Annotated in this window: 17 protein-coding genes; 4 read left to right on the top strand and 13 right to left on the bottom strand. The window is 44.1% G+C overall.

The features are described from left to right. Positions 1-164: 164 nt before the first annotated feature. The 13 genes from HXT24_RS06140 to HXT24_RS06200 form a co-directional block, all read right to left on the bottom strand. Complete coding sequence (locus HXT24_RS06140; protein ID WP_032812287.1) at positions 165-614, bottom strand: hypothetical protein; 450 nt, start codon at positions 612-614, stop codon at positions 165-167. A gap of 409 nt (positions 615-1,023) precedes the next feature. Next, positions 1,024-2,181: an endolytic transglycosylase MltG gene (mltG, locus tag HXT24_RS06145; RefSeq protein ID WP_016827268.1), complete on the bottom strand. Its 1,158-nt coding sequence runs from the start codon at positions 2,179-2,181 to the stop codon at positions 1,024-1,026. 98 nt (positions 2,182-2,279) lie between these two features. Beyond that, the gene (gene ruvX, locus HXT24_RS06150) at positions 2,280-2,750 is read right to left on the bottom strand and encodes a Holliday junction resolvase RuvX (protein ID WP_004123649.1); all 471 of its coding nucleotides are present in this window, start codon (positions 2,748-2,750) and stop codon (positions 2,280-2,282) included. A 57-nt stretch (positions 2,751-2,807) separates the two neighbouring features. Further along, positions 2,808-5,492 carry an alanine--tRNA ligase gene (gene alaS / locus HXT24_RS06155; RefSeq protein WP_016827267.1) on the bottom strand — a complete coding sequence of 895 codons (2,685 nt, stop codon included), beginning with the start codon at positions 5,490-5,492 and terminating at the stop codon, positions 2,808-2,810. Between the two features lie 187 nt (positions 5,493-5,679). Further along, positions 5,680-5,919: a hypothetical protein gene (locus tag HXT24_RS06160; protein ID WP_004121066.1), complete on the bottom strand. Its 240-nt coding sequence runs from the start codon at positions 5,917-5,919 to the stop codon at positions 5,680-5,682. After that, positions 5,919-6,353 carry a DUF948 domain-containing protein gene (locus HXT24_RS06165; protein WP_004113368.1) on the bottom strand — a complete coding sequence of 145 codons (435 nt, stop codon included), beginning with the start codon at positions 6,351-6,353 and terminating at the stop codon, positions 5,919-5,921. The genes HXT24_RS06160 and HXT24_RS06165 overlap by 1 nt, the downstream gene beginning before the upstream one ends. A gap of 160 nt (positions 6,354-6,513) precedes the next feature. After that, entirely contained in the window at positions 6,514-7,188 is a 675-nt protein-coding gene (locus HXT24_RS06170) for a histidine phosphatase family protein (protein ID WP_019261422.1), read from the bottom strand. Positions 7,189-7,316: 128 nt separating this feature from the next. Continuing rightward, positions 7,317-8,711: a galactose-1-phosphate uridylyltransferase gene (gene galT, locus HXT24_RS06175; RefSeq protein ID WP_415685378.1), complete on the bottom strand. Its 1,395-nt coding sequence runs from the start codon at positions 8,709-8,711 to the stop codon at positions 7,317-7,319. 1,108 nt (positions 8,712-9,819) lie between these two features. Continuing rightward, on the bottom strand, positions 9,820-10,446 hold the full coding sequence (gene rpsD / locus HXT24_RS06180) for a 30S ribosomal protein S4 (RefSeq protein ID WP_004113375.1): 627 nt from the start codon (positions 10,444-10,446) through the stop codon (positions 9,820-9,822). A 253-nt stretch (positions 10,447-10,699) separates the two neighbouring features. Then, a complete protein-coding gene (locus HXT24_RS06185; RefSeq protein ID WP_016828765.1) occupies positions 10,700-11,464 on the bottom strand; it encodes an ABC transporter ATP-binding protein in 765 nt (254 codons plus the stop codon). Beyond that, a complete protein-coding gene (locus tag HXT24_RS06190; protein WP_016828766.1) occupies positions 11,454-12,665 on the bottom strand; it encodes an FtsX-like permease family protein in 1,212 nt (403 codons plus the stop codon). The genes HXT24_RS06185 and HXT24_RS06190 overlap by 11 nt, the downstream gene beginning before the upstream one ends. Before the next feature lie 21 nt (positions 12,666-12,686). After that, complete coding sequence (locus tag HXT24_RS06195) at positions 12,687-13,121, bottom strand: DUF4418 family protein (protein WP_016828767.1); 435 nt, start codon at positions 13,119-13,121, stop codon at positions 12,687-12,689. Positions 13,122-13,496: 375 nt separating this feature from the next. Further along, positions 13,497-16,334 (bottom strand): ATP-dependent helicase, encoded by a 2,838-nt coding sequence (locus tag HXT24_RS06200; protein WP_032812614.1) that lies wholly within the window; start codon positions 16,332-16,334, stop codon positions 13,497-13,499. A 313-nt stretch (positions 16,335-16,647) separates the two neighbouring features. Between HXT24_RS06200 and HXT24_RS06205 the strand changes: the two genes are divergently transcribed. The 4 genes from HXT24_RS06205 to HXT24_RS06220 all read left to right on the top strand — a co-directional run bounded on the left by HXT24_RS06205 (position 16,648) and on the right by HXT24_RS06220 (position 21,654). Further along, positions 16,648-17,229 carry a xanthine phosphoribosyltransferase gene (locus HXT24_RS06205; protein WP_004121080.1) on the top strand — a complete coding sequence of 194 codons (582 nt, stop codon included), beginning with the start codon at positions 16,648-16,650 and terminating at the stop codon, positions 17,227-17,229. Positions 17,230-17,393: 164 nt separating this feature from the next. After that, positions 17,394-18,644, top strand: a complete 1,251-nt coding sequence (locus HXT24_RS06210) for a thiolase family protein (RefSeq protein WP_415704871.1) — start codon at positions 17,394-17,396, stop codon at positions 18,642-18,644. A 234-nt stretch (positions 18,645-18,878) separates the two neighbouring features. Next, complete coding sequence (locus tag HXT24_RS06215) at positions 18,879-20,204, top strand: hydroxymethylglutaryl-CoA reductase, degradative (RefSeq protein ID WP_415704873.1); 1,326 nt, start codon at positions 18,879-18,881, stop codon at positions 20,202-20,204. A 127-nt stretch (positions 20,205-20,331) separates the two neighbouring features. After that, on the top strand, positions 20,332-21,654 hold the full coding sequence (locus tag HXT24_RS06220; RefSeq protein ID WP_422119363.1) for a hydroxymethylglutaryl-CoA synthase: 1,323 nt from the start codon (positions 20,332-20,334) through the stop codon (positions 21,652-21,654). Positions 21,655-21,856 lie beyond the last annotated feature (202 nt).

A 21,856-nucleotide genomic window follows, 5' to 3' on the forward strand; every position in this document is an offset into this window, starting at 1 on the left:
AGCCCTCTTACGAGTCTGAACAATTGCGTATCGCTTAATCACCGAGATTCTCGATTTTTCTTGCTGCTTCAGCGAATCACCATTTCATGCTGAGGTTCGCTTCATCCGCTGCGAAAAATCTCGAATCTCCACCTCACTTATCACTATAGAATTGCAGCAAAAGCTCAAAGCATAATAGCGATTATGAAAGATGCAGCTAAGACGGGTACGAACGGGATTTTATTTTGAGCATTTTTAGACTTAACGCGGAAAAGTCGCAAGCGGACTCTAGAGCAGATTTTCCATACTAAAATCCAAATTAATCCAAATATTCCAACTGATGCAAACCAGTAGATTATGCAATCAAATCCAAATAGCGCCAAAGCTTGAGCGATCATAGAAGCGCATGTAACATCGCCAAATCCAAGTGATCCGCGCACGCAAAGTTTTTGCACCAAAACGTAGAATGCAAAAACTGATACTGCAAAAAGCCAGCCACGTAAAAGAAAATTAACATTATGAAAAGTAATCAGCGAAAAAATAAGGTTTGCGGCAGATTGCGCAAAAGCAGCTAGTACAACCCAAAGTCTAGGAACAACGCGGCTGATTAAATCCGTTACGCACACTGCAATCATGCATATAAGCGTTGGCATTGCAAATAAACAAGTAACAATAAACTGACTCATTTGATTATGCTAAATAAGCGAAAATTGCATTGCAACAAATTTCACTCAATGTGGTTAAAGGCTTGTGTGGTTATGCAGATTGCACCAAGTATGGTAGAGATTCGAGATTTTTCGCAGCGGATGAAGCGAACCTCAGCATGAAATGGTGATTCGCTGAAGTAGCAAGAAAAATCGAGAATCTCGGCGATGAAAATCACGTAAAAGTTCTAGACATTCAGAAGGTTTGATGTATTTCTATACGAGCAATAAAAGAGGAGCGTAGCGACGGGAGTTGCGAGGAGAGAAATACTCAAACCTCGCGCAACGCTAAATAGGAAATATCGTTCGTGCGGTCTAAGCGCGAAGGTAGGTCGTCGCGCTAGTTGGCGTTTTCGTTGGAGCGCTTATACTCGTCGCGAATCTTCAAGAAATCATCGTAGTTATCTGCAAACTTAGTTTCGCCAGTCTTTAAGTTAGTGGTAACAAAATAAATCCATGATCCTTTTTCGGGATTAAGCGAAGCCAGAATAGCATTATCTCCAGGAATACTTATAGGAGTAGGCGGCAATCCTTTGTGAATCCTAGTGTTGTATGGATTACTTGCATCATCTAACTGTGCTTGCGTAAGGTTGATTGCCTTAATTCCAATACCGTAAGCAACCGTAGTGTCCATTCCCAAAGGCATGTCTTTAGCTAAACGGTTTAATATTACGCGCGAAACTTTACCATAGTATTCACGATTATTTACTTCCGCTTCTGCAATAGACGCAATTTTGAGAATATCTTGACGCAGTTTTCCTTTAGGAACTCCCAATGAATCAAGTTTCTGAATACGCTTATCTACCATTTTGGCAAGTATTTTAGTAGCAGATTTCATGGATTTTACGTTGTAAACTCCAGGCTCCAACCATCCTTCAAAACTTCCGCCCGCTTCTGGAGGCAAAACTCCCATTCCGCCTGCGTTCTCAATTTCTTTAAATTGAGTAATGTCAATTCCAGAGATTTGTGCAGCCTTACGAATAACGTCTGTTGATCGTTCTCCTGCTTTAACGTCTAAGAATCCGCCTGCTTTACTTTGATCTGAAAGAATATTTACAACATCAATTGAGTTCATATGCTTTTTAAGTGCATAAATTCCTGGGTATAAAATCTTGTTGTTCGCAGCAACAATATTAGAAAAAGTGGACTGTGACTTTACAACTTGCGCTTTAACAAGATTGTTCCCAACTTCTACAGATCCTTGACCTGGCTCAATCGTAAACTCAACAAATCCGCTTCCAGGTCCTGGCCAATCGTCCATAATCGTAGACTGATTGTTGGTTTTTATGTAAACCGCAACCCTGTATAATCCATATCCAAGAACAAATAGTATTGCAAAAATTAGCGTAAGAATAAACGCTATTATACGTTTTCTCTTACTTTTACGTCTTTTTTGTGCTTTTAAATCTTTGCGCGATTTTGGAGGCACAGGTGGATTATGAGTTTCGCGACTCCACTTAGCGTTTTGATCGAAAAAATCGTCGATATTCTCAGTCATTAAACGCTTCCTCCTGCTTGGATTGCTGGTTACTATTTCACAGTGACATTATTTCAGGATAACATTATTTCACAATATTGTCGTAGCTATTGGCTGCTTTAATTATTTTTGCAATCATTCTTATAATCGTCAATCGCAGATTGCAAAATTAACACTGCTGACTGCTGATCAACCATAGGACGATGCTTTCTTGTCGAAAAATCTGCATCTAACAGTTGTTTATGCGCCGTAACAGTTGTTAGTCTCTCATCTTTCCAAACAACTTCTGGAATAAAATCGAGAGACCAATCTCCATAATCAAAAAGCGACTTCATTCTTTTGACTAAATTAGCACCCCAACGACGCGCTTTTTTAGCAGATTTTCCTTCAGTTCCATCTAATTGCAAAGGAAGACCTATTACAACACGACTAACACTATTATCTTCGATAATGTTTAAAACATCTTCAATCGCATTAAACGAATCACCATAGGATTGAACATTCCCAGCAGGATGAGCGAAAGTGAGCTCAGGGTCGGAAAGAGCTGTTCCGACCCTTGCATCACCTAAATCAATACCTAACCACACCATTCTTTGTGCCGCTTTTGGTAAAGATTACATCGTTTTATTTAAGCTGATAGCAGCACGCTAAGCAAGCTGAGCAACTTGCGCTTTAACAGCATCCAATGCTTCGTCAATCTTAGAAGCATCAGTTCCGCCGCCTTGAGCGAAGTCTGGCTTGCCGCCGCCACCGCCACCAAGCACCTTGGAAGCAGTACGCACAAGATCGCCAGCCTTGGCACCTAGACCACGCGCGACGTCGTTAGTCGCCACCGCCACCATTGGACGATCCTCCTCATTCACGCCACACAGCGCCACAATCACAGGAGCATCCTCACCTAAGCGAGAACGAACATCCAGTGTTGTTTTGCGCAAGGCATCGAAGGAACCAAAGTTGCCAACATTCTTTACAGCAAGCTTAACCGTTGCGCAACTTTGTTTAGCCGCCTCAACCAATTCTGGAACAGCATCGTTAAGCTGAGCCTCATACACCGAAGAAAGCTTGCGGTCTGAATCCTTCATCTTGTTGAGTAAGGACTCCAAGCGCTCAGCTAACTCATCTGGGCGTGCATTAACCATGCCAGCAAGTTGCGCCACCAAAGCGTGCTCACGAGCACCATATTCATACGCCTCTTCGCCGCACAATGCATCAATACGGCGTACACCAGAGCCAATGGAAGACTCGGAAAGAATGGTTACCATACCAATCTTGCCAGTGCTCTTAGCGTGAGTACCGCCGCAAAGCTCGCGGCTCCAACCGTCGCCAATCTCAACAACGCGCACAATATCGCCGTACTTTTCGCCGAACAAGTGCATTGCTCCAAGCTTGAAAGCGTCATCGATTGGCATTTCCTTTGGAACAACCTGCAAATCGTCACGAATACGCTCGTTTACGCGAGCTTCTACACGGAGTAGCGCATCCTTATCAACAGCCTTTGGCCACTGGAAGTCAAAGCGCAAACGATCTGGATCAACTACAGAACCGCGCTGAGTTGCCTGTGGACCAAGCTCTTCACGCAAAGCCTTGTGAAGAGTATGCGTAGCAGTGTGGCTTCGAGCCAAAGCAGCCCTGCGAACCTGATCAATATTCGTGTTCACTGGAGCTCCAACACTCAAAGTGCCTTCAGTAAGTCGGCAGCTGTGAACAATCAAATCCTTAATCGGTCGCTGAACGTCGTCAACTTCCAAAATCGCGCCGTCATCGGAAATAATCTCACCCTGATCAGCAATCTGTCCACCGCGCTCAGCATAGAATGGCGTGCGATCAAGAATAATCTCAACGTTTGCAGGAGCAGTAACGCTTTTAACAGCACCCTTACCGGCTTCAACAATTGCCAAAACGTTTGAACGGCTTGAGAAGTCAGTGTAACCGAGGAAGTCGATTGGCTTTTCGAGTGCCTTCTTAATATCGTCATAAACGCTAACGTCCACATTGTGACGCTTCTTCAAAGCATCCGCGCGAGCGCGACCTTTCTGCTCGCTCATAAGTTCGCGGAACTTAGCTTCATCAACCTTAACACCCTGCTCAGCAGCCATCTCAAGAGTCAACTCGATTGGGAAGCCGTAAGTATCGTGCAAAGTAAATGCGTCGGAGCCGCCAACAATAGGGTCATCCTTGTGCTCTTTCTTAGCTTTTTCAACAGCCAGGTCAAGAATAGTTGTGCCCTTTTCAAGAGTTCTGCGGAACGCGTCTTCTTCACCATATGCAGCTTCACTGACTTCATGGAAAGTATTATTAAGCTCTGGGTAGCTTGGTTCCATTGCAGCCTTAGAAACTGGGAACAAGGTTGGAAGAACTGGGTCCTGAACGCCGAGCATGCGCATTGCGCGAACAGTTCTGCGAAGAAGACGACGAAGCACGTATCCGCGGCCAACATTACTTGGACGCACGCCATCGCTCATAATCATCAAAGCAGAACGCACGTGATCTGCTACAACGCGGAAACGCACATCAGCATCATTATTATCGCCGTACTTTACACCGCTAAGCTTTTCTGCAGCTTCAATAACTGGGTAAACTTCATCGGTTTCGTAAATATTTTCCTTACCTTGCATAAGGTAAGCCAAACGCTCCAAACCAGCGCCGGTATCGATATTCTTCTGGTCAAGCTCACCAACAATATGCAAATCAGTCTTGGACTTGACGTTATCTACCTGGAAGTTTTCGAAAACCAAATCCCAAATCTCAATAAAACGAGATTCGTCAGCAGCAGGACCGCCATCCTTACCGTATTTAGGACCGCGATCAACGTAGATTTCGGAGCATGGGCCGCCAGGACCAGGACCACCAGTAGTCCAGAAGTTATCTTCCATGCCGAAAACTTGCATGTGCTCTGGGTCGAAGCCTTCGTTCTTCCAAATTGCGCGAGCTTCATCGTCGTCTGTAAAAGTAGTTACCCAAAGCTTTTCCGGGTCAAATCCGTATCCGCCCTTATCTTGCGGAGTTGTTAAAAGCTCCCAAGCGTAGTGAATAGCTTCTTCCTTAAAATAATCACCAAACGAGAAGTTACCAACCATCTGGAAGAATGTGCCGTGACGAGTAGTCTTGCCGACTTCGTCAATATCAAGAGTACGAACGCACTTCTGGTTAGACGTCATTCTGCGAGAAGGAGGCGTTTGCTCTCCCAAAAGATAAGGTATGAATGGAACCATGCCTGCAATCGTGAAAAGCGTCGTTGGATTTGGTGAAATCAGCGATGCTGAAGGCACGACCATATGACCATGATTACCAAAGTAGTCAAGATAACGCTTTGCAATTTCTGCTGTGCGCATAGGTACGAACTCCTTGTGTTATATTAAAACGCCATGCAACAGGGCGGCACAAAAGAATATCATACCATCATGCTTTAAGGCGCGAGTCGCAGAATGATTAATCTGCAAGACCAATTTTTGATTATAAAACTTTACCTATAAAAACTTTAGTTATAAAAAACTTTCAAGACTTATTAGCAAGCTTATTTTATTTAGCATACTTATTAGCATACTTAGAATTAAGCTGCGACTCGTGAGTTTTTCTGCTGGAATTAAAATCCTTAAATAAAGACAAAATCGTGGTTAAAGTAAGATTCTTCGGATCTTTATCAAAGAAAAAATCTCCAACACTTTCTGGGAATTTTCCTTTAATATAAGCGCGAGCCTTAGTAACAGACATCACGCCTATTACTATTCCTATGCAAAGCCAGAATAAACGCTTAAACATCACTCCCCCTTGGACTCACTCGACTCACCAGAATTAGCTGCGTGGCGTGCAGAAGATTCTGAAAAATCCGTTGGAACTGTAGGCTTATTGAAGAATGCGTTAATAGTGTCCTTAAGAGCATATCCAGCTGCAGCAATCTTAATAATAGGTTTTCCAAGAAAAGCACCATACAAATCTGTAAGAGCACCAACATTAGTCGCAGTGGTGCGAGCAGCATCAGTAACAGCATTAACATCTTCTAAGGTTTTGTTTACTTGCTTTACTGTAGTAACAGACTCATCAATAGCAGGCAAAGCATGTTCACCTGATTCCTTAACGGTTTGAGCAATCTGATTAAACATCTTACCCAACCTAATCAGAGGATAAATCATAAAACCAGAAAGAACCGCAAACGAAATCGCGGCAATCAGAGCAGCTATGTCTCCAACGCTCATCGTAACCTCTTTCCTGCTGTTTTTACGCGCGACCAACCCACGCAATGTATTTAAAAGATTAACGAAGAGTCAAGACTCTTCGAGTAAACCACTAACACATATCCTTCTCAATATATCAACCCTAATATATCAATATATAAAAGTGGATTTACAGTACGCTCTACTCGTTGTAGCCCTTAATGGTTATAGCCTGATCAAGCGGCTTAGAAGTGTCAAAATCCAAACGAGTCACACTACCATTTTGCGGACGCTCGCTCAAATCGTAACCAGCAGGCGCAAAACGATGCATAAGACTTAAAAGCGTGTTCCCGTGAGATATTTGCAAAACACTATCTCCATCTTTTAACACTGGATTACTGGCGATTATTTTAAAACCGCCCTCAATACGCTTCCAATACTCAATATCCGACTCAGCATCATGGAACGGGTCCGCCTCTTTAAGCATGTCGCGAGTAGCCGAAAGCCCAAACTTTTCAACGATTTCGTTATATGTTTTAGCACCATGAGGTGCACCTGCCGCCCACCAAGCCATATTCATGTCTTGTCCTTCAAAATATCCGTAGCATTGCTCACGAAAATGCATATCGCTTATGAGTTGTGGTCGAGCATGAGTGTGTTTTTCGTTTTCGCTTAAAATACGCTCAGCAGTGATTTGCGCACGAGTTGTATCTGAGCAATATGCTGCAGCAAAAATGACATTAGCTAATTTTTCTGCTGCACGATCTGCGTCTGCAAGTCCTTTATCGGTAAGAGGAGAATTTGACCAGCCTTGAAGACGATTGTAGCAATTAAACATGGTTTGACCATGACGAACTAAATAAAGATGCAGCAACATAACTTAATCATCTCACTTTTAATAAATTGTTTTACACAATGTTTTATGCAATGCTTCATATAGTGCTTTAAACAATGCTTCACACAAATTGACTTTGTTATTGTTTAATCAGACTAATACAGGTCAGACTAATCCAAATCAACATCGCCTAATTCTTGGAACCTACTTGCAATTAGCTCTGGCGTTGTATCAGAAATCCAAGATGCCATCCCGGCTTCCGATCCAGCCAAATACTTGATTTTGTTAGCATCTCGCATAAACGAGAAGAATTGTAAATTAAGACGATAATGCGCACGACGAGAATCATGTACAGGAGCCTGATGCCATGCTGCAACATAAGGCAAGTCAACAAATTCGCTAGAATTTGCAGCACTCATACCCGAAGATAAGTTGAAAGCAGCCGAACCTGCAAACGATTTAGCACCAGAGTCGCCATTAAAACCAAAGAATTTATTAGCACGTCTAAGAAGTGTTATATAAATTTGTGCCAAATCCCAACGCTCTTGGTCGTCAAGCTGATCCAAAGTAAGAACATCACGAACAGGAGCAACATGCACTTCTAGAGGCCAACGCGCTGCTGCTGGAACATACGCAACCCAACTATGATTATGCATAATCACACGCTTTTTAGCCTCAATCTCCGAATTCATTAAATCCTTAAGAAGATTACTGCCAGTACGCTCAAAATAAGCCTCTGTGTGACGCAACTCCTGCTCCAACCTAGGAGCAATAAACGGATAAGCATAAATCTGACCGTGAGGATGATTCAAAGTCACACCAATTTGGCTGCCGTGATTTTCAAAAGGATAAATCTGCTTAATGCCATCAATTTGGCTAATTTCCGCGGTTCTAAATGCCCAAGCTTCAACAATCGTTCGCATACGCAAAACAGAAAGATTAGCTGGAAGCATGTTTTCGTTGGAACTAAAGCAAATCACCTCACAACGACCAGCTGCAGGAGCCTGCTTCCACAACGGATTGCCGTCAACGTAGGTTGTTGTATTCGGAACTCCTGCAACCTGAGCCATAGCTGGATAGCGGTTTTCAAAAACAACAACGTCGTAGTCTTCGTCTGGAATCTCGCCATCTTGATACTCAGATTCTGCCTTTCTACCAGCGAATGGGTCGATTCTTGATTGTTGCTCACTATCGCTATTTAAGCTATCACTATTTGAACTCTCTCTAAGAATGGGGGCTGGTCGTTTTGCCCACAGCCTAGACATAGGAATCCAATCTCCTGTAAGCGGATCCTGACGCATCTGTGGAACTTCGCTAGGAACCTCATTACCTTCGCTATCAAAATGAGAAGTAAAGCGATACGCCAACTTTCTAGGGTCAATCAGCTCCCTTGTTTTGTGTCCGCTAACATATTCTGGATTGTCGTCGATGTAGAAAAAGTCGCGACCGTCGGAAAGCTTTGTTGCCGTAATACGAATATGCTCACGCGCGTAAGTTCCTGGGCGATACAACTTATACGGATACTCTCCACCGAAATCTCGAATAGGAGTTTGAACAGTCGGAATTTGTTGCGTTTGGTAGAAGGCATTATCGCCTAGCGAAGAGCGCATTGGCGACTGTAATCCTTGGTATGATTCCGAATGTGTAGTAGATTGCGCAGACTGCACGTTTTCAGCCGCCTCTTCTTCTGCTTGAGCTACAAGACTACTCAGCGAAGAATCTCCAACACCCGTGCTGGTTATCTTGTTAATAACCGAGTCGTTTGCGCCGCCAGCCTTGTTCCTAGCGCGAATTACATTAATGTCTATTGCATCAAAAGCATCTGTGTCTTCCAAGCTTTTTTCAACTTGGCGTTCATCTGCTTTCTTATGCGTAGTGCCGTCTTCGTCAATCTCAAATCCTGCTGCAGCGCCACCTTCAAATCCACCGCCAGGACCAGCGAAACCAGCTGTTGTTGGAATATTGTGAAGTCCTGCAACTTTTTTAGGCTTTTCCACAAAATCATCCCCTTCAAAAATGTTATTGTTTATCACGTCTTTTGCGTCTCTTACATCTTCTGCATCTTCTGCATACTGTGCGTTGTGCGCATTCGTATATTGCTGTGCTTCTTGCACCGCTTGCGCATCTTCTTCATTGCTAATTTGAGACATCTTTGACTCCATCGTCTCTTTATTCTTCTTTATCTTCTTTTATTTTCGTATAACTTCTTATTCTTGTATCTTCTTACTTACAACGCTTAATAGACGCTTAGTTATCTATTATATATTTTCTGATTCAACACTCGCAGAATGTTATATTTTGTAATATAACGAATATTATTGTGAATAATTATATGTTATTTTGTTTTTTTATTAAACTGTTTTGTTATAAAATGTGCGGTTGCTGGCGACTAATCCCAAACAAAAGTTAATACATCACAACATATCACTATCTTTTAGCATAATTCAGACTGCTTTTGATGCAAACACGCTATAACTTCCTGCTTTTGTTTACCATTTGACCCAATACGTAAACAAACACGGGCAAGTGTTCCCGCTTTTGTTTACTTTGACCCAATACGTAAACAAACACGGGCAAAATTACAGCAAAAATCTCCGCCACAACGCATTGACCCCCACTATGCAATGCACAGCAGGGGCCAAGCGGTATGTCCTTAAGAATGAAATCCAGAATTTAGCGAGCGTAGTACTCGACGACGTACTGGATGTTGACTTCAACTGGAATCTGATCGACTTCCGGCTTACGAGTCAAAGTAGCCTTCAAAGAGGCAAGATTCACATCGAGGTAACCAGGAACTGCTGGCAAAACGTCACGATGAACGCCTTCAGCAGCCATCTGGAATGGCACCATTGTCTGGCTCTTAGCGCGAACCTGAATGGTCTGGCCTGGCTTAACACGGTAGGATGGGCGATCAACAAGATTGCCATCTACCAAGATGTGACGATGCACAACAAACTGGCGAGCCTGAGCGGTTGTGCGAGCAAAACCTGCGCGCAAAACCAAAGCGTCAAGACGGGTTTCCAAATCGGTGAGCATTGCGTCACCAGTCTGACCTGCAGTGTGCGTACCCTTTTCGTAAGCTGCACGAAGCTGCTTCTCGGAAAGACCGTACTGAGCGCGAAGACGCTGCTTCTCGCGAAGACGTACTGCGTAATCGGACTCGGTACGACGACGAGTGCGGCCGTGCTCACCTGGAGCATATGGACGCTTCTCGAAAATACGCTGAGCCTTTGGGGTCAAAGCGATGCCGAGGGCGCGAGAAAGACGCACCTGACGGCGAGAACGCTGAATATTAGTCATTACTAATCCTTTATTCTGTCGTTATCTGAACGGAACGTGAACCAAACATTTATGATTATTCACGCTGAGCCGGCCTCTCCAGTGCTTCTTCGTGCTAACACACGAACGCGAAAGCATTAAAACGCTGAAATAACGCCATAATTCTTACGCGCCGACCCACTGATGGGCTAAGGCTCCAGATAATGCCTACGAAAATAGGCATCGTTCCTTATGCTACTCCACACCGTAGATACTCGCGCTCGCGCAACAAAGCTCAGTCACAGAGTGCACGAAGTACGCCAGAATCCATTGTGTAAACACTGTTAGCGCTTGCAGCAACAGATTCATCGTGAGTAACGACTAAAACAGCCGCGCCAGAAGCAGCACAATCGCGCAGCAGAGACACCACAGTTTGAGTGTTTTGCGAATCCAAATCGCCCGTAGGCTCATCCAACAACAGCAAACGCGGGTTGTTAATCAAAGAGCGCGCAATCATAACGCGTCTCATTTCTCCGCCAGAAAGCTCACGCGGATAACAATGCGCAAGATCGTCAACATTAAGACGCTTAAGCAAATTTATAGCTCGAGAAGCCACATTCGTACAATCTTCTGGCTCAAATTTTTCCGCTGAATCGTCTACACGTCTAGAAGAAGCATCAGCAATCTTAACGGGTAGAATAACATTATTTAACACATTCAAATTAGCAAGCAGCGTCTGCGATTGCGTAACAAAACCAATGTTTTTTGCACGAATCGCAGAAATTTGCTCGTCGCTTACAGAAGGAGACGAAATATCATATTCAAAAATAGTAACGTTTCCACGAGTAGGCTTTAGAAGTCCTGCAATCATGTTTAAAAGAGTAGACTTTCCATTGCCAGATTTGCCCATAATCGCCACAAAGTCGCCAGCTTTAAGCGAAAAATTAACATCGTCTACAGCAATAAACTTCCTATTTTTGCGTTTAAATTCGCGAGTGACGTTTTTAAGATTTACTACTAAATCGTTGCTAACTATTTTATTCGCCATTTTATTCGCCATCTCTTAAAGTCAAATATGCTTCTCTGTTTGCGATTCTCCCCACAACAATTGCAGAGGTTACCAAAACGCTAGCAAGCGAAAACACTACAGAAACCGCTGCAATCGCGCACACAAACCAAACATTCGACTCCAGGTACGGTAGTTGCAGCTGTTGAGAAATCACAATATTATATGGGAACAAAATAAGCGAAGCGAAAGCAACACCAATCACGCCTCCACCAAAACCAATCGCCGACGATTCACGCGCGACCATCTTTAGAAGCATGCTCTTATTGGCGCCCAAAATCCTAAGAGAAGCAAATTCTCTTTTGCGCTCCGAAGTAGAAGATGCAAAAACGCACACAAGAATCAGCATTCCCACAAGCCAAAACGCAAGAATGCCAAGAAAAATCGCCTTGTTTAGCACTTCTAAACTCTTTTTAGTCTGCTCGGTAATTCCTCCTGGAAACACCATTCCAAGACTTTTAATTCCGCTAGTTTTACGAATATTTTCCGCAACGTTTTGCGCACTAAAACCCTTACGCACTTTTACAAGAACCGCACTAACAGCCTTGCGTGCATATTTTGCAGGAATCGCAGTGTGTCCAACTTTCGACGAATATTTAACAACCGCTGGAATCGTATCTCTGTTTACAAACACTGAGTTGTCTAAGCTAGTGCCTGTTTTAGCAAGTTGCGCAACAATCGGCCATTCATGTCCATACAAGCGAACTGTGTTTTGGTAAGACACAAGCACGTTTGCGCCTGCAATCATCTGACCTTTTTTAAGATCGCTTTTGTGCTGTGAATAAATCCATGGAGCGATTACAAAGTCACTAGTAGGATCAAAACCTATGATTTGCAACTTTTCCGCACAGCATCCAGCCGATAGAGAAGATATGTAAGTTTGTACGCTTGCTTTTTCAACGCCTTTTGACTTTCGCACAAAATCCTCAATATTGTTTGTAAAGTAAAACGTGCTAGATCCGCCATTAGTTAGCAACGCTTCCGCGCGATTGTAAGTGTTTTGCGGAATAACCATAATATCCGCGCCAAGACGAGCGCGCATGCTGTTTAGGCCGTTTGAAAGATTTAGGGAGATTAGCGAGCCGCCAAAAAACACTGCAGCTAAGCACGCGGAAACCACGATTAACGCGGCGGTTCTAAGCGGCTTTTGCTTTAGGTTTTCTAGCGGCAATCGCTTTAATGTAATAGTTCGCATAGTAAATTACTTAGATGCGCACTAGCAAGCAGATTTAGTGTCAAGATACACGCTAACAGATGCAAACACCAACGCGAGTACAGATAACACAATCAACGTTGGGCGCATAACAGATGTGCAATGCATCATCGGGCTTTTGCAAACACCAATAAGGAACGTTGTAGTAGCGATCATAAACAGAGAGTTAATGATTACAGCAATATTTAAGCCAGCGCGAACGTGTTCTTTAACAAATAGCGCAATAATACCTAGAATTGCAATAACTACGCCAATTCCAATAGCCACGCGGCTGGTGTAGTAGCATGCCATAGGTTGCATCATCATAGGCATTTTAGACATTTTAGCCATTTTGTGCATGCCTCCAGTTGAGCATGGTTTTGCAAATGTCAATGGCGCTATAGCAATAAGAATTCCAAAAATAATTGCATGAAGCGATGCGAATAATTTGTTCTTCATAATAAATACCTCATTAAATCTAATTATTATTTTTTAGTGTTGCTTTTTAACGCAACACGCTTTACGGCACTCACGTTTGTAAGCGCCACGCCTTTTAAAATCTCGTTTATAAATACAATCGCAATGCTTAAGAGCTTAATCAACTTCCTCTTGAGTCACGAATCTTACACATTTGCGGTTTCGTTTACTTCTATATTTTTCCTACTTTTATATTTTTTCGTATAGCTTAATAGAAAACAAGTCTTGAATATTTTGTTTTAGTGTATATAATCACGCACTAGTTATAACAATATTACAATTGATATTTTAAAGTAATCTTCAGTAAGATTGCATTATTTTAAGTGCAACATTTATAAAACGAAAAAAATTACAATTTTACAATTTCTCAATCGGTGCAACTCTTAACATAAGTCTTTTTACACCATCCGAACCAAAGTCAACTGTAATAATTGAGTTTCTTCCCTTGTCTTGCGTTTTAATAACGGTTCCAAGACCGTAAGTGTCGTGCGAAATTTTGTCACCTTCGTGGAAATCATTGATGTTTAAGTGATTGTCCTTTTCTTGCAAACTCTGTTTTTTGTAAGACAATGATGATGAAGATGACTGCAAATTTGATGTGGATGATTGATACTGGTAGGATGCACTAGATTTTCTGGCGATACGAGTGGTGACTTTTCCAGACTTTGAACCATATGAATTGCCATATGAATTAGAGCCATAAGACTTTGAACCATAAGACTTGCCATAATGCGATTTTCTGTAACTCGATCCGCCGTAAGTGGTGTACGAATCATCGTCCCAACCGCCATCGCTTCCAAAGTCACTGTCAAAATCGCGGTCAAAATCACTACCCGCTCCCCTAAGCCCAGCTCGCATAACAGATGCCTCAGTGCGCTTCCAAGAAATCAAATCAGCAGGAATCTCGTCCAAAAACTGGCTTTGAATCATTTCTGCCGACTTGCCCCATTGCGATCTCTCAGCCGCCCAAGTAACGTATAAAATCTTCTTAGCGCGAGTTATACCAACGTATGCAAGACGACGCTCTTCGCAAAGCTCCTTTTGATTGTCAACACAGCGCAAATGAGGGAAAGTGCCCTGCTCCATTCCAGTCAAAAACACAACAGGATATTCCAAACCTTTAGCCGTGTGAAGTGTCATAAGCGTAACTTTTCCAGTATCTTCGCCCTGGTCTGGAAGCTGATCCGAATCTGCAACTAAAGCCGTAGTCTCCAAAAAACCAGCAACATTAGCATCAGGCGTATTCTGTTCATATTCAGCTGCAACCGATTGCAATTGAGACAAGTTATCTACTCTAAATTCGTCTTGAGGGTCCTTAGACTCTCGCAAATCCTGCAACAATCCGCTTTGATTAAGCACGTTCTCTACAACCTTAGAAGGCTTGGAATCGTTAGCTTTCATAAAGTCGATAAGCGAAGTCATAAGATCCCTAAAACTCTTAAGCGCATTAAAAGTTCGAGATGAAATACCAATTTGTTCTGCAATCTTATCTATTTGATTAAGAGTAGACCAAAAACTTATAGAATTTTCTTTTGCATAAGACGTAATCTGCGACTCAGCACGTGCTCCAAGACCACGCTTTGGAACGTTTAAAATGCGGCGCATATTGACATCGTCATCAGGGTTTGCAATAGATTGCAAGTAAGCAAGCGCATCTTTGACTTCGCGACGCTCATAAAACTTAGTTCCGCCAACAAGCTGATACGGTAAACCCGACTTAATAAGCGCATCTTCCAAGCTACGAGATTGCGAATTTGCGCGATACATAATCGCAATATCCGAGTAGTTTATGCCATCTTCGCCACGCAAACGCGCGATTTCTTGAGCAACCCAAGAAGCCTCACCTTGCGCATTATCAGCAACATAACCAATAATCGGCGAACCTTTACCTAAAGAAGTCCACAACTTTTTAGGCTTTCGATTAGCGTTGTTGGAGATTACTGCATTTGCAGCGTCCAAAATGGTTTGCGTAGAGCGATAATTCTGCTCCAACATAATTGTTGTAGCGTTTGGAAAATCCTGCTCAAAGTCTTGAATATTGCGAATATCTGCACCGCGGAAAGCATAAATCGACTGGTCTGAATCACCAACAACCGTGATTGAAGACTGCGGAAGTTGAGTGGAATCTGATGAATCTGATGAATCTGATGAAACTGATGAATCTGCGGAATAATCATCCACACCTGCATCATCCACACCTGCAAGCTCACGAATCAACACGTATTGCGCGTGATTAGTATCCTGATACTCGTCAACCAAAATGTAGCGGAACTTTCGTCTATAATACGCACTAACTTGCGGATTTTGGCGCAAAAGCCTAACCGTTAACATAATCAAATCGTCAAAATCAACAGCATTCGACACGTTAAGCCTATTTTGATACTCCGCGTAAACAGCAGCGTAAAGCGCATCAGCATTGCCAGCAGCATTAAAGCTAGATGCACCAGATACAGACGCGCCTGGCTTATAATCTGGAGCACAATTTTTAAGATTTTCCTGCCAAGTAACCAAATTATTTTTAAAATCAGATATCTTAGACAATAAAAGTTTAGGCGTAAACTTTTTAATGTCGATATTCAATTCAGATTCGATTATTTTGACAAGACGCTCACAATCCGAAGAATCGTAGATAGAAAAACCTGATTTTAAGCCGATTGAATCACCATGAGCGCGAAGAATCTTAACGCAAGCAGAATGGAAAGTGGAGACCCACATGCTATTTGCATTATTGCCAATTAGGTTCGCAAGACGCTCACGCATCTCAGCTGCAGCCTTGTTAGTAAACGTGATTGCAAGAATCTGACTCGGCCACGCCTTGCGATTAGCCAAAATCCAAGCAATTCGACGCGTAAGAACACGCGTTTTGCCACTGCCTGCACCTGCACCGATTAAAAGCGCGGGACCCTCGTATTGAACAGCCTTATATTGCTGAGGATTTAGACCTTCTAAAAGCGATTGTGGATTGATTTCGGGTAGGTCGGAAGATTGTGCGGATGTTTGAGCGTATTGGGCAACGGCAGAAGATTGAGCTGTTTGGGAAGATTGTGCGGAATTTGAAGATTGCACGGAAAAGTCGCCAGCAACCGTAGAAGCAGAAACTTCGCTCGTCATATCTTTATTAATAAGCGAATTACTCTGCTCGCTGGAATCTTCTGGATTGCCAAACAAATCAAAATCATAACCGTACTTGCTCAAAAGCCCCTCGCTCCTGTGTTTCAAATCGCAAAAATTAAACTCTAACCAATTTTAACGAACACCAGCTAAACACAATCGCAGCGTTTTGCGAATCGACGATTAGTCGCGCTATTCCCGCGTTTGTTCCCTTTTTGGGTCGAAATGTAAACAAATGCAGGGGGAAAGAAACAAACTCGGGGAAAGAAACAAACTCGTGCTATACGACATACCTTCGAGCTTAAAGAGTAACGCGCTAAGTGAGTCAAAGCGAGGGGTAAGCTATACAAATACACGCTACATACGCAAAATACGGCGCAATTTGAAAGGAATAATCGTGCAAGAACTTGAAGAACGCATCCAAAAAGAAGGCATTGTTAAGCCGGGAAATGTTTTGAAAGTTGACGCATTCCTTAACCACCAGTGCGATTGCGCGCTTTTTGACGCAATGGGCGCAGCTTGGGCGAAGCATTTTAAAAACTCACAAATAAACAAAATTCTAACAATTGAGTCTTCGGGAATCGGAATCGCGTGCGTTGCGGCTCGTCATTTCGGCAACGTTCCAGTGGTTTTTGCAAAGAAAGCGCAATCGATCAATCTAGACGGAGACCAATACGTGTCTACCGTATTCTCGTTCACAAAGCAGCGCGAGTTCCCAGTGATTGTGTCTAGAAAGTATTTAAACGCAGACGACCGAGTTTTGATTCTGGACGACTTTTTGGCTAACGGCAAGGCTTTACAAGGGTTGATTGACATTTGCAACCACGCTGGAGCCACGGTTGCTGGCATCGGTATTGCAATTGAAAAAGGCTTCCAAGGCGGCGGAGATGCATTGCGCGAAGCTGGGTATGATTTGGATTCGCTTGCGATTGTGGACGCAATGGATCCTAACGATGGGTCAATCACCTTCCGCAAATAGACTAGTCAATGTGATTGTGCGCAAATTGTGAAAAAATTAAGCATAATTCTTCACAAATCGCAATTTTGCGTAAAAATACGATAAAGTAGTTCGGTTAGTGTTTTCAGCATGATACTTTCAATAGGCTAGATAGGCTAGTTTCAACTGATTAGGCGGCTAAACGTATGACTGATGTTGTGATTGTAAGCGCAGCGCGCACACCGATAGGTAAATTCGGAGGCGCATTAAAATCGCTCACATCGGTTGAGTTAGGAACAATCGCAGCAAAAGCCGCAATTAAACGCGCAGGAATCAGCCCAAAATCCGTAGATCAAGCGATTTTTGGAAACGTGCTTCAGGCAGGTAGCGGTCAAAATGTTGCGCGCCAAATCGCTCTTAGCGCTGGACTTGACGAGTCAAGTTGCGCGATGACAATCAACGAAGTTTGTGGGTCTGGTCTTAAAGCCATACGACTCGCACAGACGGCGATTTGCATGGGCGACGCACAGATTGTAGTTGCTGGCGGCACGGAAAGCATGAGCAACGTGCCTTTTTATGCACAAAACGTGCGATTTGGTGGACTTCGCTACGGCAATAGCGCACTGGTTGATGGACTAAAAAAAGACGGTCTTTGTGACGCTTTTACTGGCAAAGAAATGGGAGTTACCGCGGAAAACGTGGCTGCAAAATTTGGAATATCGCGCGAACAGCAAGACGCTTTCGCATTAAAATCCCACCAAAAAGCTGTTTTTGCACAAAATAATGGCGATTTTGACGCAGAAATTACGCCAGTGCAACTTTATGACGGAACTGTGATTAACCGCGATGAACATCCGCGAGCCAACACGTCTATGGAGCAGCTTGCTAAGCTTAAAACGTTGTTTAAAGCGGATTTTGATGTGCGCGAGACGGATGGAATGTGCGAAGCGGATGAAACTTGCGAGGCGGATTTTAGCGCAAAACACTCGCCTACTGTAACCGCTGGAAACGCGAGTGGCATCAATGACGGCGCCGCAGCACTCGTCTTGATGAGCAAAGACTACGCAATCGCGCACGAAATCGACTATTTGGCAGAAATCGTGGGATTTGCAGAAGGCGGAATCAGCCCAGATCTTATGGGATACGCGCCAAAACACGTTATGGAACGCATGCTAAAAAACACGGGATACACCGTTGAAAACATTGACCTTTTTGAGATTAACGAAGCGTTTGCCGCACAAAGCATAGCAGTCTGCCAGCAGCTGAACATTAACGAAAGCAAACTGAACATAAGAGGCGGAGCAATAGCGCTCGGACATCCTTTGGGGGCCAGCGGAGCCAGGATTTTAACAACACTTCTTTACGCGCTTAAAGACAATCACATGCAAAACGGCGTTGCGGCGTTGTGTGTGGGCGGCGGAATCGGAGTGAGCATGCAAGTTAGGATGCGAAAGTAGTAGTAGTCCGTAGTAGTCCGTAGTAGTAGCGTTGCAATACGCGAGTTTACTGGCGACTATGGCGGTACTTCTGGCGACTTTGCTGTTGATGGCGACTATGGCGGTTGGCTACAACGCGGACGGTTACTTACGACTTTGCGGTTGCTGGCGACTTGAAAATAGCGTCAATAGCGTCAAAGCAACATTGCAAAAGTGAAAATCGTGAAAATAGCGCAAAAAAAAAAATGGAGAAACATGGCAGCTTTTCGAGAATTAAGCGTAGAACAGCGCATAAAAACTCTGGAATCAGAAGGCGCGCTTAGTGAGGATTGCGCGCAACTGATGCTCGAACAGCTCGCACAAAGCAGCGAAACAAACATTCCTGCAAGCGTTGCGAACAGCATGATCGAAAATCAAATCGGGCGATTCAGCCTGCCAGTAGGCGTTGTGCGCGGACTAAAAGTAAACGGAGTAACGCGAAACGTGCTGATGGCTACAGAAGAGCCATCCGTAATCGCTGCTGCATGCAACGGTGCAAAAATAGCGTCAAAAAGCCTAGAAAATGGCGTTGTGGCACACAGCGCACATTACGTTACGAGTACACAAATCGTGTTTGAAGACAAAGACGGAAGTGTAGCCAAAAAACTAGACGAAATAATGCGCGACGAGTCAAAACGCACGACGATTAGTGAGGTTGCGCGCTCCGCACACCCATCAATATACCAACGCGGCGGCGGATTAGAACGCGCACAGGCGGCGACATTGAACGGCTTCGCCAAACTAACACTAGACATAAACGCGTGCGACGCAATGGGAGCAAACATAGCAAACACCATTGGCGAAGCCGTGAAAACCCAGCTGGAAAGCTGGGTGGGGCGCAAGGCGCTAGTGGCAATTCTTGCCAACTCCAGCCGCGCGGCAACAATCGCCGAAATTCACCTACCTGTAGAAGCGCTTGTGCATAGCGCAAAAACAGCCGCGGCTGGAGATGCCGACGGCATGCGCCTTGCGCGCCGCATCGCCGCCTTAAGCTCCCTAGCCGCCGTAGACGCGGAGCGCGCTGCAACCCACAACAAAGGAATTTTAAACGGAATAGTGGCAGCAGCACTCGCATCTGGCAACGACACACGCGCATTACAAGCAGCAGCGCACGAATGTGCAGCAAAATCCGGTCGTTACATGCCTCTTTCAACATGGACCTTGCAAAATTCAGGTCAAATCCTTTACGGTCGTATCGAAATACCATTGCAAATCGGCACAGTAGGTGGCGCAATCTCCTCACTTCCAATGTCAAAAGTCGCGCTGCAAGTTGCTGAAGTCGAAAACGCCAATGATTTCCGTAACGTTCTTGCCGCCGTTGGACTCGTACAAAACCTGGCAGCCCTTCGCGCACTCGCAGGTCCTGGAATCCAAGCTGGTCACATGCGCCTTCAAGCCGCAAACATCGCTATCGCATCTGGCGCACATGGAGACGAAATTCAGAAGGTTGTGCACGCGCTTCTAAACGAAAAGCGTTCAGATTTGAACACGAATTCTGCAAGGATGATTCTTGATAATTTACGAAAAGACAAAAATACTTAGAGTTTACAATAATAATTACACGTGTTACTCGGTTAACTACGACTTTCTTCTGTTTGGGATAAGTCGCCAGCAACCGCGCCGTAAAATTTACACCACTAAAATCGCCCTTAAAAAAAAATAGGAAACCATGAGCAATACTTCAAAAAACACGCCAAAAGTCGGAATCGACCGCATAACTTTCGCAACTCCAAATTGCTATCTAAGCATGAAAGATCTGGCGATCGCGCGCGGAATAGACCCGAACAAATTCACGATCGGAATCGGTCAAAGCCAGCAAGCAGTGCCGCCAAATCATCAAGATATCGTAACACTTGGCGCTCAAGCTGCGCTGCCGCTGCTGCCGTACATCGATAACAGCCGCCTCAAAATGGTGATTGTTGGCACAGAAAGCGGCGTCGATGCCAGCAAATCCAGTGCGCTCTACATTCACCGACTGTTGGATCTCAGTCCGTGGGTGCGCTGCGTTGAAGTAAAAGAGGCATGTTATGGCGGAACTGCGGCGCTTATGATGGCTCGTGATTACGTTTTGACGCATCCTAGCGCGCAAGTTTTGGTGATTGCGGCAGACATCGCGCGCTATGGCGTGGGAACTCCTGGCGAGGTTACGCAAGGCGCTGGCGCTGCGGCAATGCTTGTTAGCGAGAATCCGCACGTGTTGCAAATCAACGACGACAGCGTTGTAAAATCGGCAGAAATTCAGGATTTTTGGCGACCCGTATATCAAAGCACTGCTTTGGCGCGCGGAAAGTTTTCAACCGAACAATATATTCACATGTTCTGCGATGTGTGGCAGCAATACAGCGCGAAAAACGACTGCAATTTCAACGATTTTGAGGCGATTTGCTTCCATCTTCCGTACACAAAAATGGGGCTTAAAGCGCTTCGAGCTGGTTTTGAGGCAAATTCGTGCGCGTCTCTTACGGACGATACGCGCGAACGTCTTCTTGCTAGATACCAAGACAGCACACAATATAGTCGCCGAATCGGAAATATTTACACTGGTTCACTCTATTTAGGCTTAATTTCTTTACTTGATTACGATTATTTTAGGAATTTTGACTATTCGTCAGAGTCTGCTGGCGATTCGTCGGTTTCTTATGATTCGTCGATTACTGGCGACTTATCTTCTGGAACACACACAAACGAATCACCGTCTTCTCCCCTACTCCCAGGCCAAAAAATCGGCTTGTTCTCATATGGTTCTGGTGCTGTAGCAGAATTCTTTAGTGCAACACTTGTTCCAGACTGGCGTAGCGCGCTGTTTTCTAATCGGCACTTAAAAGCGCTAAACAATCGCACTCAATTAAGCGTTTCGCAATACGAGGAAATGTTTAACAGCGCGGCGCCTTATTCTCCGCAAGATTTTGTAAGCAGCCAGGAGAATAGAAGTGGCGCGCAATTTGTGCTTGACTCAATCACATCTCAAGAGCGTCACTATCGTTCTATCTAATCCAGTTTCCCGAAAATATAAATATATAAAAACACACAAAATGCGTACATTCTCGGCAAAAACTCTCAACTTGATATCAAAACCACCCCGCCAAACACCCCGTTCGTAATCAAAAATAATGACATTTAATACAACAAGATGCAAAACAGAAAAACATTGTAAACAAGCCAAAAACGTTGATATTTCAAGGGTTTTTGGCATG

Source organism: Gardnerella sp. DNF00354 (assembly GCF_049262755.1).
Lineage (GTDB): Bacteria > Actinomycetota > Actinomycetes > Actinomycetales > Bifidobacteriaceae > Bifidobacterium > Bifidobacterium vaginale.

Coding starts and splice junctions, on each gene's coding strand:
- HXT24_RS06140 (WP_032812287.1), bottom strand. CDS start 614: ATGATTGCAGTGTGCGTAACGGATTTAATCAGCCGCGTTGTTCCTAGA.
- mltG (WP_016827268.1), bottom strand. CDS start 2,181: ATGACTGAGAATATCGACGATTTTTTCGATCAAAACGCTAAGTGGAGT.
- ruvX (WP_004123649.1), bottom strand. CDS start 2,750: ATGGTGTGGTTAGGTATTGATTTAGGTGATGCAAGGGTCGGAACAGCT.
- alaS (WP_016827267.1), bottom strand. CDS start 5,492: ATGCGCACAGCAGAAATTGCAAAGCGTTATCTTGACTACTTTGGTAAT.
- HXT24_RS06160 (WP_004121066.1), bottom strand. CDS start 5,919: ATGTTTAAGCGTTTATTCTGGCTTTGCATAGGAATAGTAATAGGCGTG.
- HXT24_RS06165 (WP_004113368.1), bottom strand. CDS start 6,353: ATGAGCGTTGGAGACATAGCTGCTCTGATTGCCGCGATTTCGTTTGCG.
- HXT24_RS06170 (WP_019261422.1), bottom strand. CDS start 7,188: ATGTTGCTGCATCTTTATTTAGTTCGTCATGGTCAAACCATGTTTAAT.
- rpsD (WP_004113375.1), bottom strand. CDS start 10,446: ATGACTAATATTCAGCGTTCTCGCCGTCAGGTGCGTCTTTCTCGCGCC.
- HXT24_RS06185 (WP_016828765.1), bottom strand. CDS start 11,464: ATGGCGAATAAAATGGCGAATAAAATAGTTAGCAACGATTTAGTAGTA.
- HXT24_RS06190 (WP_016828766.1), bottom strand. CDS start 12,665: ATGCGAACTATTACATTAAAGCGATTGCCGCTAGAAAACCTAAAGCAA.
- HXT24_RS06195 (WP_016828767.1), bottom strand. CDS start 13,121: ATGAAGAACAAATTATTCGCATCGCTTCATGCAATTATTTTTGGAATT.
- HXT24_RS06210 (WP_415704871.1), top strand. CDS start 17,394: ATGACTGATGTTGTGATTGTAAGCGCAGCGCGCACACCGATAGGTAAA.
- HXT24_RS06215 (WP_415704873.1), top strand. CDS start 18,879: ATGGCAGCTTTTCGAGAATTAAGCGTAGAACAGCGCATAAAAACTCTG.
- HXT24_RS06220 (WP_422119363.1), top strand. CDS start 20,332: ATGAGCAATACTTCAAAAAACACGCCAAAAGTCGGAATCGACCGCATA.